The 13,217-nt window shown below is 37.6% G+C and carries 11 protein-coding genes; 1 reads left to right on the top strand and 10 read right to left on the bottom strand.

Going from position 1 to position 13,217, the window contains the following annotated elements:
• Positions 1-191: 191 nt before the first annotated feature.
• Both mazG and relA read right to left on the bottom strand, forming a co-directional pair.
• Positions 192-1,010, bottom strand: a complete 819-nt coding sequence (mazG, locus tag QUD79_RS03945; protein WP_184423505.1) for a nucleoside triphosphate pyrophosphohydrolase — start codon at positions 1,008-1,010, stop codon at positions 192-194.
• 25 nt (positions 1,011-1,035) lie between these two features.
• Complete coding sequence (gene relA, locus QUD79_RS03940) at positions 1,036-3,231, bottom strand: GTP diphosphokinase (RefSeq protein WP_184423506.1); 2,196 nt, start codon at positions 3,229-3,231, stop codon at positions 1,036-1,038.
• Positions 3,232-3,348: 117 nt separating this feature from the next.
• Here relA and barA point away from each other — a divergent pair, with 117 nt between their 5' ends.
• The gene (barA, locus tag QUD79_RS03935; RefSeq protein WP_184423507.1) at positions 3,349-6,165 is read left to right on the top strand and encodes a two-component sensor histidine kinase BarA; all 2,817 of its coding nucleotides are present in this window, start codon (positions 3,349-3,351) and stop codon (positions 6,163-6,165) included.
• Positions 6,166-6,699: 534 nt separating this feature from the next.
• Here the strand turns inward: barA and QUD79_RS03930 are convergent.
• The 8 genes from QUD79_RS03930 to lepA form a co-directional block, all read right to left on the bottom strand.
• The gene (locus QUD79_RS03930) at positions 6,700-6,945 is read right to left on the bottom strand and encodes a hypothetical protein (protein WP_184423508.1); all 246 of its coding nucleotides are present in this window, start codon (positions 6,943-6,945) and stop codon (positions 6,700-6,702) included.
• Between the two features lie 89 nt (positions 6,946-7,034).
• Entirely contained in the window at positions 7,035-7,418 is a 384-nt protein-coding gene (gene acpS, locus QUD79_RS03925; RefSeq protein ID WP_184423509.1) for a holo-ACP synthase, read from the bottom strand.
• A gap of 4 nt (positions 7,419-7,422) precedes the next feature.
• On the bottom strand, positions 7,423-8,154 hold the full coding sequence (pdxJ, locus tag QUD79_RS03920) for a pyridoxine 5'-phosphate synthase (RefSeq protein WP_184423510.1): 732 nt from the start codon (positions 8,152-8,154) through the stop codon (positions 7,423-7,425).
• A gap of 7 nt (positions 8,155-8,161) precedes the next feature.
• Positions 8,162-8,842: a DNA repair protein RecO gene (gene recO / locus QUD79_RS03915; RefSeq protein WP_184423511.1), complete on the bottom strand. Its 681-nt coding sequence runs from the start codon at positions 8,840-8,842 to the stop codon at positions 8,162-8,164.
• Positions 8,843-8,872: 30 nt separating this feature from the next.
• Complete coding sequence (gene era / locus QUD79_RS03910) at positions 8,873-9,781, bottom strand: GTPase Era (protein ID WP_184423512.1); 909 nt, start codon at positions 9,779-9,781, stop codon at positions 8,873-8,875.
• A complete protein-coding gene (gene rnc, locus QUD79_RS03905; protein WP_184423513.1) occupies positions 9,778-10,476 on the bottom strand; it encodes a ribonuclease III in 699 nt (232 codons plus the stop codon). The genes era and rnc overlap by 4 nt, the downstream gene beginning before the upstream one ends.
• Positions 10,476-11,396 (bottom strand): signal peptidase I, encoded by a 921-nt coding sequence (gene lepB / locus QUD79_RS03900; RefSeq protein WP_184423514.1) that lies wholly within the window; start codon positions 11,394-11,396, stop codon positions 10,476-10,478. The genes rnc and lepB overlap by 1 nt, the downstream gene beginning before the upstream one ends.
• Before the next feature lie 11 nt (positions 11,397-11,407).
• Positions 11,408-13,198, bottom strand: a complete 1,791-nt coding sequence (gene lepA / locus QUD79_RS03895; RefSeq protein WP_184423515.1) for a translation elongation factor 4 — start codon at positions 13,196-13,198, stop codon at positions 11,408-11,410.
• Positions 13,199-13,217: the final 19 nt, after the last annotated feature.

Here is a 13,217-nt window from a genome sequence, read left to right as displayed (position 1 = left end):
GCTACAACCACAAGTCTAGCAATTTCAGGGCATTAACTTATCTCTTAACCCGAGCTAAGGTTAGTTAGTAAGATTAAGGTCTGTTGATATTTCAAGTACAAACTTTGTAAGTCGCTGTAAAAAAAACTTCAGTAAAAAGCAACACGACCTAGTATAAATATGGCGTTTTAATAAAATATATCAAGGACGAGTTAATTTATTTTTTTTTGCCTGTTTTTAGCCTGTAGCCAATATTGCTCTAATTCAGCTAAGTCATGCTGTTCAAAACATCTATTACTTAATTGAACCTGTTGTTCAACATGATGGAATCGGTTGGTAAATTTTTTATTCGCTTGTCGCAAAATACTCTCAGGATCTTGCTTTGCATGACGACATAAGTTAACAACAGCAAACAATAAGTCGCCTATTTCTTCTGCTAGTAATTCAGGGGAATGATGTAGCTCTTGTTTAACCTCTTCTACTTCTTCAAGCACTTTGGCAAAAACATCGTCAATATTATTCCAATCAAAACCTACATGAGCACAACGTTTTTGAATTTTAGCCGCTTGGGAAAGCGCGGGTAAATTTCTAGGAATATCAGCTAATATACTAATTTTTTCATGTATATTTTTACTTTGTCTTTCTTTCGCTTTTTCATTTTCCCAGTTAGCTTTAATCTCGGCATCAGTAGAAAGTTGTTTATCACCAAAAACATGAGGGTGGCGGCGAATAAGTTTCTCGCAAATAGCGGCAACTACACTATCAAAGTCAAAGCTTTTTTGCTCTTGACCAAGTTGGCTATAAAAAATTACCTGAAATAACAAATCACCTAACTCTTTCTCTAACTCGCTAAAATCTTGTTGCTCAACAGCATCAATTACGGCATCAGCAACCTCATAAGCTTCCTCAATGGTATGAGGCACAATGCTAGTAAAAGTTTGTTTTAAATCCCATGGACAGCCTGTTTCTGGGTCACGTAACTTAGCCATGATCCAACGGAGTTTTTCTATTGAGGGTTTATCATTTATCATTAATTTACTTTTATTATTTAAAGGTTTATTTTCTTACGGCATCAACTACATCATCAAGCTGTAATAACTTATTCAATAAGCGATTTAAACTATCGTTATCGGTTATTTCAACATAAATAAGTATATTCGTTGTGGCTTGGTGTTTGTCTGAATGGCTTTCCAAGCCTACAATTAATAACCTTTCATTTGCAATTATTGTAGAGATATCTCTTAGCAGTCCTTGACGGTCATAGGCGGTTATTAATATTGTCGCTTTATACATACCACGGCTTTGCTCTCCCCACTGTACCTCAACTTCTCGTTCGGGCTGTTGTAACAATGAATTAGCTAACTGTTCACAGTCTTTCCTGTGCACTGAAATACCTCGGCCTTGCGTAATAAAGCCTAATATTTCATCCCCAGATACCGGCTGGCAGCATTGCGCCATGTGGGTTAACAAGTTACCTACACCTGACACCGTAATACCATTGTTATCGCCTTTTAGTTTGTTAGGCTGATTAACCTGGGTAATTAAGCTTTGAGGATCAATCTCTTTATGTGGTTGAGACTTTTCATGCTGCAATAACAAAAAATTAATCACTTGCTGTAACCGGGCATTTCCGGAGCCTATCGCCGCATATAAATCTTCAACCGTATTCATATTAAACTTTTCTGCCGCTAATTTAAGCGCTGCATTAACAATTTGATGTTTGTCTAACTCTTGCTCTAATTGTTCTTTGCCAAGGGCAATATGTTTATCACGGTCTTGTAACCTAAAGTAATGCTGTACCTTCGCCCTTGCTCTTGCGGTATGCAAGTATTTTAAATTTGGGTTCAACCAGTCTCGACTGGGGTTTGTTTTTTTATTAGTTAGCACCTCAACTTGATCACCCGTTTTTAAACGATGGGTAAAAGGCACTATGCGTCCAGATACTTTTGCACCTACGCAGCAATGCCCCACGTTAGAATGAATATAGTAAGCAAAATCTAATGGTGTGGATCCAACAGGTAAGTCAATAACATCACCATTTGGGGTAAAGACATAAATACGGTCTTCAAATACTTGGCTACGTAGCTCATCAAGCAGTTCACCACTTTCGCTAACATCATCTTGCCACTGTAATATTTTTCGTAACCAACTTACTTTTTCATCAAAGCCCGTTGTTTTACCACTCGCAGAGCCCTCTTTGTAACGCCAATGAGCAGCCACACCAAGCTCGGCATCGTCGTGCATTTGTTGAGTACGTATTTGGACTTCTATCGACTTACCCTCAGGGCCTAAAACAACAGTATGTATTGACTGATAACCATTAGACTTAGGAGTTGCTACGTAATCATCAAACTCATCAGCTAGGTGTTTCCAATTAGTATGAACAATACCCAAAGCGCCATAACAATCTTGCAATTTAGACACGACAATCCGTACGGCTCTAACATCAAACAATTGTTCAAAGTCGAGTGATTTTTGTTTCATTTTCTTCCAGATACTGAAGATATGCTTGGGTCTGCCATACACTTCTCCGTCAATACCAACTTCTGATAATTTTGCTGATAAGTTATCAACAAAATCCACCATATACTGCTCTCTGTCTAAGCGTTTTTCTGCTAATTGCTTGGCTATTTTTTTATAAACTTCTGGATGTAAATATCGAAAGGCAATATCTTCAAGTTCCCACTTTAACTGCCCGATACCTAAACGGTTAGCAAGTGGCGCGTAGATGTTTTCAGTTTCTTTCGCTGCTATAACTCGCGTTTCTTCATCGTAATTTTTAACAATACGCAAATAACAAAGGCGTTCTGCTAGCTTAATTACAACAGCGCGAACATCTTCAACCATAGCCAATAGCATTTTTCGAATATTGTCTATTTGATTAGCAGCAACACGGTTGGTTTGATTTTGCTGTAACGCGCGAATAGCATCCATTTGACTGACACTTTGTACCAGCACTAGCACATTTTTTGAAAAATTTTCTTCGATATAAGTAAGGTCTATTAATTGATACTCATACAAAGAAGATAAAAAAGCAGCACATAAAGAGTCGCTATCTAAATTAAGGCTGGCAAGAATCTCCACCATTTCAAATGATTTATTTTCACATTCAATATTACCATCAAACTTATCTTTTACTTTTGCCCATAGTTTTTCCAGTGATTGGTGCTTAACACTATTTAACTCTAATGCAGTTAACCAATGCTCAAAACTCGTTTCTGACATTTGATGTGATTTTCTTACCGAAACCATTAAAACTTGCCACCTTACCTAGTTATATAGACTTAAATCACTATATTTATTTTTCTAAAGTTATGCCATGATACGTCTTACGCTACAAAAGAATATTATACTAAAACCCAGTGAATAATGCATAAAATAAGCCTAAAAGATTGGGTAATTTTACTCACCATAGTCCCAACAACCCTTATTGGAATAACTATTGCTAGTTATTTCTCTTATAGCCGTTACACAGAGTTAAATCATTATTTAACCGAACGCTCGCTTAGCATTATAGAACCATTAGCAATTACCAGCACAGATGCAATTACTCAAAATCAAAGAGAAAAGTTACGCCATATTGTCGGCTTTGCTCACCGTAGTCAATCTACCATTATTAAAAGTATTACTGTATTTACCAAAGACAATCAGCTATTTGTCACCAGTGCTTATCACGGTGATATTTCTTTACTTCGCTTAGGTGCAGGCGCTGAGATGCCAATCAAAACTACAGTAACAGAAGTTGATGATTACCTGATATTTAGAACCCCCATTATTGATGAAACCATTACAAACGAAAACAATAATGACATCGGCCAAACAGTGGTTGGCTATATCTCGATGCAAATAGACAAGAATCAAATAAAATTTGATCAACAAAGCCAAGTGTTAATTGCGTTTAGCATTGTTTTATTTGGGGTTTTAATCAATGCCATTTTTGCTTCACGTCTAATTAAAAATGTTACTCGCCCTGTAAATTCAATGGTGCAAGCGGTAGATCGTATTAGAGAAGGTAAGTTAGAAAGCCGAGTTAGTGGACAGCTAATTGGCGAACTTAACTTCTTAAAAAATGGTGTTAACGCTATGGCTCAATCGTTAGGTGATTACCATGACGAAATGCAAAAAAGTATTGACCAAGCGACCCTTGATCTAAGAGAAAGCTTAGAGCAGTTTGAAATTCAAAACGTGCAATTAGATATCGCCAAACGAAAAGCGCAAGAAGCGAATAAAGTAAAGTCTGAGTTTTTAGCTAATATGAGTCATGAGTTACGCACTCCTCTAAATGGTGTAATTGGCTTTACTCGCCAGGTATTAAAAACCCCTTTAACCGCGACACAACGCGATTACTTACAAACAATTGAGCGTTCTGCTGCAAACCTACTGGCAATTATTAATGACATTCTCGACTTCTCAAAACTTGATGCGGGTAAAATGGTTATTGAAAAAATTCCTTTCTCGCTCAGAGATTCTGTTGAAGAGGCATTAACATTATTAGCACCAAGCGCACATAATAAAAATATCGAGCTGTCGCTGCGTGTAAACCCTGCATTGCCAGATTCATTTATTGGTGACGCTATGCGTATCAAACAAATATTGATCAACCTTGCCAATAATGCGATAAAATTTACTGATAAGGGCTCGGTTAACATTGAACTAGATAGTGAACTCATTGATGATAAAACCGCTTTATTGAAAGCTACAGTTACCGACGACGGTATTGGCATGACAAAAGCGCAACAAGAAACTATTTTTGAAGCCTTCAGCCAAGCCGACAAGAGTGTCACTCGTTTATACGGTGGAACCGGATTAGGTTTGGTCATTTCTCAACGTTTAGTGACAGAAATGAACGGCGACATTGGTTTTGATAGTGAAGAAGGTCGAGGATCTACGTTTTGGTTTACCTTTACCTGCGAATTAAATCAAATTCCAGATACTGAACAGCCCAAACCTAAGCCACTTAAAAATAAACATATTTTATATTACGAGTCTCATACACATAGCAGAATTGCCACAAGTGAAATAATGGAAAACTGGCTAATGAAGGTAACGCCAGTAACTAGCTTAGAGCAAGTAAGTAATGCACTTGCCAAAGACAACACCTATGACTTTGCACTGATTGGGCATGATGTTACACCCACAGCGCTTAATGAGTTGAAAAAACTAATCCTTTCGATTAAACCGCATATTCCCGCTATTCATTTAGCCATTAACAGTAATTCTCCAAACTTACATGAAGCGCTTGTCGCAGCAGGCGCTGATAGTTGTATTAGTAAGCCTGTTACCCCAGAACGCCTCTGCAAAGTACTGATGCCAAATAGCAACTCTCTTGAATCAGACTTACTGCATGCAAGTGAACAAAAGATCCCGATTAAGGTGTTAGCCGTAGACGATAATGACGCAAATTTAAAACTTATTGATGCATTACTTCATGAGCAAGTACACGATGTTACTGTTGCTATTAACGGCAAAGAAGCGGTTGAGTTATGTAAAAATGAAAAATTTGCGCTAATTTTTATGGATATTCAAATGCCTGTTATGGATGGGGTTTCTGCACTTAATTACATAAAAACAACCACTTTTAACGATAATACCCCCATAATAGCAGTAACAGCTCATGCCTTGAGCGAAGAGAAAGATAAATTATTAAAAGAAGGGTTTGACTCATACATGACTAAACCCATTGATGAAGCAATGCTCAAACACATTATTTATGAGTATTGCGATCCTCAACTATTAGGATACAAGGCAATTAGTGTTAAAGGCGCTGAAACAATAGACGAGCAACCTTTATTATCCGTTGATGATATCAATAAAAGCAATAAAGCGACGGCAATTATAAATTGGCCTCTAGCTCTCAAGCGTGCAGGGCGCAAAGAAGCGCTTGCTAAAGATATGTTAAATGGCTTAACTGAAAGCTTACCTGAAACAAAACAGCACCTTGCAGAGGCGCTTACGGCACAAGACATAGCTCAGTTAAAAGTATTAATACATAAACTTAACGGCGCTTGTTGTTATTCAGGTGTGCCGGCATTAGAGAAAATTGTACGTGAAATAGAAACCGCACTAAAAAAAGGTAGCGCGATAGATGAGTTAGAACCAGAATTTTTTGAGTTGTTTGAACATATAGAAAATGTAATTACAGAAGCACCAAAAACACTTAAAGCACTTGAAGAACAAACTAGTTAAGTAACCTGAGTTCTGGATAAGCTAAGCACGTCAATGTCACGATTTTTGCGCGTATCTGCGTTGCCTGAATCGACGTAGGTACTTGGTTTTTGTCTGGAACTAAAAAACCGTTAATTTGCTACTAATAGCTCGTTATTAGGTACGCAAACTTGCCTTGATTCACTCAAAACTTATAACATTGATATATAATACCAATCTCACTAATTATTTGATCATTTCTACTGGTTAAAGCAATCAACTACTGCGTTATTTATTTTATAATTAGAACAACTAGTTATGAAAATAAATGCCTTGTATTTGACTGTTTTCACTGCGTATAAAATAGATCACTTAATTAATGAAACTGGTATAACTACATAAGCAATACGACTGTTCAATAATAAGCAATTGAAAAATACAGCTTTATCTGTGTTGATCGTACATCCGTTATCCAGAATTCAGGTTAAGTAATCAAATATGGAGATAATCGATGTTGAAATTAAGTAACCGGTTTTCCAAGTGAGGTAAATAACTGTATTAAAAGGCGACGTTTGCTTATCTCACTTTAATATCTGGAGAGGTGTTAATATCGCCATCTTCTGTCACTACAGCAATACCACTATCGCACATAAGCACAGCTATACTTTGGCCATTTTCATTTCGAACAAAAGACAGTTCGTAACCAAACTTCCCTAAACTGCTCGCAGAAAACTTTTGCGCTAACGACAGCTTTTCCCACCACTCAGACTTCTCTGGCGGCTCTTTTCTTCTATCAACAATAGGTTTCGTAAGTGACTGCATAACACCGACCTATGACCAAAATTTAAACGAATGTATAAGAAGTATAGTTTAAATACAAAAAAATACTAGAAAAACTCATCAATGGTAACTTAGTCAGAAGATAAAACTACAAAGGCAGTGGCATAAGTCGCTTCATCTGATAATGATATATGCCATTGCGTTGCACCCTGCTCTTTTGCAAGAAGTAATGCTTGCTCTGTAAGTAGTAACGTTGGTTTTCCGCTCACTAAATTACTTATCTCTATATGCTGAAATGAAACTCCTTGGGCAATACCTGTACCTAGCGCCTTGGCAGTAGCCTCTTTCCCAGCCCAACGCTTAGCTAAGAACGCATCTTTTAAATTCAGTGTTAAGTAGCGCTGATATTCATTATCCGTTAACACTCGTTTAGCTAACCTAGCTTTTGCTTTATCAGACATATTGACAATACGGCTGATTTCAATGATATCTGTGCCTATTCCAACAATAGACATAAGACTAGAGTCTGGCCTCTATCATTAAGCGTTTCATATCACGAATAGCTTTATCTAAACCATCTATAGCGGCTCGGGCAATAATTGCATGACCAATATTAAGCTCAACAATTTCAGCTATTGCTGCTATAGGCTTTACGTTAAAGTAATGTAATCCGTGGCCTGCATTTACCTTTAAACCTAGACTGTGAGCGTATTCAACACCACCCTTTAAACGCGCTAACTCTTGTAATTGTAGCTCTTCAGTTGCCGCATCCGCATAGCAACCGGTGTGAATTTCAATGAATGGTGCCTTGCTTAATACTGCAGCATCTATCTGTGCTTTATCAGCATCTATAAATAAACTTGTTTTTATCCCGGCGGCACTAAGTTGTGCAACTGCATCATTAATTTTATCTTGCTGACCAGCAACATCTAAACCACCTTCTGTGGTTAATTCTTCACGCTTTTCAGGTACCAAACAGCAAAAAGCAGGCTTAACCTCACATGCTATTGCCAACATTTCATCAGTTACAGCTATCTCGAGGTTCATTCGTGTTTGTAAGGTTTCTTTCATAACAAATACATCGCGATCTTGTATATGTCGTCTATCCTCACGTAAGTGTATGGTTATGCCGTCAGCGCCAGCATGCTCTGCAACACTAGCCGCATGTACTGGATCAGGATATGTCGTTCCACGAGCTTGTCGTAATGTTGCAATATGATCTACATTAACACCAAGTAAAATATCTTTCATATCAACCTCATTTAAATAATTGTCGACTATTAAGTGGTTTACCACCTAATAAATGATTAATCACTTGCCGCATAAGTTTTTTATAACTTTGTCTTACTTGCGGCTCTGTAAACTCACCCGTTGCAATAGCTTGCAAGTCACTCCTAGTATATTTAGGCAGGTGCTTGTTAATATCACATGTTAGTTGAAAGCCATTATCTGGTATATAATGAAAAAAGTCAGCTTTGCTCTCATCAAGTAGTGAAAAATCGATAGTCTGCCCTAACTCTTCTAACAATTGTGCTTCGAATGTTCGTAGCACCAACTCAATTGCTTGCTCACCATTTAATGCGCTTAAACTTTGTTGATAAAGCGAAAACAACTCACTGCTTTCTTGATGTTCTGGCAGTAATCTCACTAGTAGCTCATTTAAATAAAAACCACTATATAACCTTTCTTTTTCGAGCGAGTATGACTTACCAATTGCTTCAACTCGAGTTAATTTTTGCAAGCTATTATTGCCAGATAACACCACACTAATTGGTAAGAAAGGTTGTAATAAGCTTTTTTTATTCGATTTGTTTGTATGGCCTACATAAGTAATTGCTGATACTTTACCGTGATGAGCAGTAAGTAGCTCTACGATTTTTTGATTTTCTCGATAAGGGCGGCTATGTAACACAAAAGCGGCTTGTTCTAGTTCAAACACGCTTAAATCCTTATATTATAGTAAAAGTATTTAACCCGAGTAATCATCACCGTAGCCTAAACTACGCAAAGCACGTTCATCATCTGCCCAGCCCGACTTCACCTTTACCCATGTTTCTAAAAACACTTTTTGATCAAATAAAGCTTCCATATCACGACGGGCTTCTTGACCAATTGTTTTAAGCCTTTCGCCTTTGTTACCAATGACCATGCGTTTTTGAGTAGTACGTTCAACTAACACTAAGGCATTTATATGTAAGATACCTTTCGTATCAACCTTAAACTGCTCTATTTCTACCGTCGTAGAATAAGGTAACTCATCTCCAGTAAAACGCATTAGCTTTTCACGAATAATTTCAGAGGCCATAAACCGGCTAGAGCGATCGGTAATGTAGTCTTCAGGAAACCAAAAGTCGCCCGCGGGTAATGCTGCTAAACACATAGTTTTTATCTTATCAACATTATCACCTTTACTTGCTGAAATAGGTACAATATCTTTAAAGTTATGCATTTCACCTAGTTTTTGTAAGTGTGGTAACAATGACTCTTTATCTTGTACATTATCGCTTTTATTAACAATTAAAATACATGGTGCGCCACTTTTTTTGATTTTATTAAGTACCAGTTCATCGTCGCTTGTCCAATGCGTGCCTTCTACTAGAAATAAAATAAGTTCTACTTCAACAATTGAACTTGCAGCCGCGCGATTCATTAACCGATTAATGGCACGTTTCTCATCACCGTGTAATCCAGGCGTGTCTACTAATACAGCTTGGTGATTGTCTTCGGTTAAAATACCTAGTATACGGTGACGTGTTGTTTGGGGCTTTCGAGAGGTAATACTGATTTTTTGGCCTAACAAGGCATTTAACAAGGTAGACTTACCAACATTTGGTCGCCCGACAATTGCAATTAAGCCGCAATGCTTTTCTGTTGTCATATACCTTTTTCCGCCTTTAATAGTGTTAATACTTGTTTTGCTGCTGACTGTTCAGCTTTGCGTCTGCTAGAGCCTTTAGTGATCACTTCTTTTTTCAAAACTTCAGTTGTACATCGAACGGTAAATTCTTGGTTATGAGACTGACCAGCTGTATCAATAACTTCATACAAAGGTAGGTCTATTTTCCTGCCTTGTAAGTATTCTTGTAAGCGTGTTTTTGGATCTTTTTGTGCTTGTCCTGGTTCAATAAGAGCTAAACGCTGCTCAAACCAACTTAAAATTAACCGACGACAGGTTTCGATATCTGAATCTAAATAAACAGCACCGATTATTGCTTCTACCGCGTCTTCTAAAATAGACTCTCGCCTGTGACCACCACTCTTTAATTCACCAGGACCAAGTATTAAGTAATCACCTAAATCAAAGCTACGTGCGACTTCAGCTAAGGTAACGCCTTTAACTAAGCTCGAACGCATTCTTGTTAAGTCACCTTCGTTTACTTTAGGAAACTGTTCATAAAGCCTTTGAGCAATAGTAAAACCAAGAATAGAATCACCTAAAAATTCTAAGCGTTCATTATGGCTCCCTTTTGCACTGCGATGTGTTAATGCCTGTAACAATAAGGCTTGGTCGTTAAATTGGTAACCAATTTTTTTGCTTAGTCGCGCTAATGCCTGTTCTGCATCAACCTTCATTACTCAATACTACCTAAACGATCGAACCTAACACCTGTTGGTACCCACTGGGGTAAAACGTCATTATTTGTGCGTTCAAAGTCAAAACTCATCCAAATAGCAACCGCTTCACCGACAAGGTTTTCTTCTGGAACAAAGCCCCAGAAACGACCATCTAAACTATTATCTCGGTTATCGCCCATTACAAAGTAATGACCTTCAGGAACAACAAACTCATCACGTTGACTACCACTTTGCTTAAAGTAGTGTTGAGTACGTGGCATTACGTCGTGGTTAATTAAAATATCATGTGTTTTGTTTGGCATATCAGCGGTATAGCGAGTTAATTCACTTTGACCATCGCTATATTCGCCTTTATTTACCAAGGTCATTTCAACTTGCTCAAATTCAGGGCATTGTGCATCTGTAGCCAAACAAGCAGGCTTAATGTAAAGCGACTTATTACGATATATAACTCTATCGCCTGGTAAGCCTATAACACGTTTAATATAGTCAATAGTTGGCTCTAATGGGTACTTAAATACAACAACATCACCACGTTCAGGCAAGCCAATTTCAACAAATTTATTACGCGCCACAGGGTCACGTAAACCATAATTAAACTTATTAACTAAGATAAAGTCGCCATCTAATAACGTTGGCATCATTGAGCCTGACGGAATTTGAAAGGGTTCATATAAAAATGACCGTAAAACTAATACAAATGCAATTACAGGAAATATTTGAACCGGTGTATCAATAAAAAATGGCGCTTCTAAAATTTTATCGGCAATTTCTTCACTGAGCTCACCATCGCACTTCTCTTCTGCACTGGCTAGTTTTAATTGTCGTTGCGGCGCTAAATAAAATTTATCAGCAAGCCAAATAACACCGGTTATCGCGGTGATAATAACTAACATAATTGAAAAATAAACAGCCATAATATTCCTAATTACTTATCGAGTTTTAATACCGCAAGAAATGCTTCTTGAGGTACTTCTACGTTACCTACTTGCTTCATACGTTTTTTACCGTCTTTTTGTTTCTGTAGTAACTTTTTCTTACGAGAAATATCACCACCGTAACATTTAGCCGTTACGTTTTTACGCAGTTGCTTAACCGTAGTACGCGCGATAACGTTATTACCAATTGCTGCTTGAATCGCTATATCAAACATTTGGCGATGAATAAGCTCTTTAAGCTTTTCAACCAACATTCGCCCACGAGCAACTGAATTATTTCGATGAGTGATCATCGCAAGAGCATCAACACGATCACCATTGATCATCACATCAACTCGCACCATATCGGCGGCATCAAAACGAACAAAATGATAATCTAAAGATGCATAACCACGGCTAGTAGATTTAAGCTTATCAAAGAAGTCCATAACCACTTCTGCCATAGGTAACTCATAGGTAACCGCTACTTGATTACCATGATAAATAATATCTTTTTGCATTCCCCTTTTCTCAATACATAAGGTAATAACATTTCCTAAATGCTCTTGAGGAACAAGGATATTTGCTTGAACGATTGGCTCTCTTATCTCATCAATATTATTAACTGGAGGTAAATCGCTTGGGTTATCAATTGATAAAATTTTTCCATCAGTGCAAGCAATTTCATAGTTTACTGTTGGTGCGGTGGTAATTAAGTCAAGATCATACTCACGAGCAAGTCGCTCTTGAACAATTTCCATGTGCAGCATACCAAGAAAACCGATACGGAAACCAAAGCCTAAAGCAGATGAATTTTCAGGTTCAAAAAATAGCGATGCGTCATTGAGACTTAATTTGTTCAATGCATCTCGAAAACTTTCATAGTCATCTGAACTAATTGGAAATACACCTGCGTAAACTTGCGGTTGTACTTTTTTAAAGCCAGGCAAAGGTTTATCTGCTTCTTTTTTAAATATTGTTAAGGTATCACCTACTGGGGCACCATGAATTTCTTTAATTCCAGCAATTACAAACCCGACTTCACCTGTTCTTAATATACCTGTATCGTATTGCTTAGGTGTAAATATACCGACTTTATCTACAATATGGGTTTGTCCGGTAGACATAACCACCATTTTGTCGCCTTTTTTAATCTCACCGTTGATTATACGAACTAACGAAACAACACCTTGATAATTGTCAAACCAAGAATCGATAATCAACGCTTGTAAATTAGCGTCTGGGTTGCCAACAGGTGGTGGTATATTTGCAACAATAGTTTCTAATACATCTTCAATACCTAAGCCTGTTTTTGCCGAACAAGTTACAGCACCCGTTGCATCAATACCTATAATATTTTCAATTTCTTCACTTACTCGAATGGGATCTGCTTGAGGTAAATCTATTTTATTTAAAATAGGAATTACTTCTAGTTCCATTTCTATCGCGGTATAACAATTTGCAACAGTCTGAGCTTCGACACCTTGACCCGCATCAACAACAAGCAAGGCCCCTTCGCAAGAAGCAAGAGAGCGTGAAACCTCATAAGAGAAATCAACATGGCCTGGCGTATCAATGAAGTTTAATTGATACACCTCACCGTCTTTAGCTTTATAGTCTAACGTTACACTTTGCGCTTTTATCGTAATGCCACGTTCTCGCTCAAGATCCATAGAATCAAGGACTTGTGCAGCCATTTCGCGGTCTTGCAATCCACCACAATGCTGGATTAAACGATCAGATAAAGTAGATTTACCGTGGTCAATATGAGCGATAATAGAAAAATTTCGGATATGTTTCATAGAAGAAAATTCAATTCAA

It is taken from the genome of Thalassotalea piscium (assembly GCF_030295935.1).
Taxonomy (GTDB): Bacteria; Pseudomonadota; Gammaproteobacteria; order Enterobacterales; family Alteromonadaceae; genus Thalassotalea_B; species Thalassotalea_B piscium.
Note: the sequence above shows the minus strand (reverse complement) of the source record. Positions and strands in the feature narration are given on the sequence as shown.

What these genes read in the sequence shown, in the direction of transcription:
- mazG (WP_184423505.1), bottom strand. Translation starts at nt 1,010, where the DNA reads ATGATAAATGATAAACCCTCAATAGAAAAACTCCGTTGGATCATGGCT.
- relA (WP_184423506.1), bottom strand. Translation starts at nt 3,231, where the DNA reads ATGGTTTCGGTAAGAAAATCACATCAAATGTCAGAAACGAGTTTTGAG.
- barA (WP_184423507.1), top strand. Translation starts at nt 3,349, where the DNA reads ATGCATAAAATAAGCCTAAAAGATTGGGTAATTTTACTCACCATAGTC.
- QUD79_RS03930 (WP_184423508.1), bottom strand. Translation starts at nt 6,945, where the DNA reads ATGCAGTCACTTACGAAACCTATTGTTGATAGAAGAAAAGAGCCGCCA.
- acpS (WP_184423509.1), bottom strand. Translation starts at nt 7,418, where the DNA reads ATGTCTATTGTTGGAATAGGCACAGATATCATTGAAATCAGCCGTATT.
- pdxJ (WP_184423510.1), bottom strand. Translation starts at nt 8,154, where the DNA reads ATGAAAGATATTTTACTTGGTGTTAATGTAGATCATATTGCAACATTA.
- era (WP_184423512.1), bottom strand. Translation starts at nt 9,781, where the DNA reads ATGACAACAGAAAAGCATTGCGGCTTAATTGCAATTGTCGGGCGACCA.
- rnc (WP_184423513.1), bottom strand. Translation starts at nt 10,476, where the DNA reads ATGAAGGTTGATGCAGAACAGGCATTAGCGCGACTAAGCAAAAAAATT.
- lepB (WP_184423514.1), bottom strand. Translation starts at nt 11,396, where the DNA reads ATGGCTGTTTATTTTTCAATTATGTTAGTTATTATCACCGCGATAACC.
- lepA (WP_184423515.1), bottom strand. Translation starts at nt 13,198, where the DNA reads ATGAAACATATCCGAAATTTTTCTATTATCGCTCATATTGACCACGGT.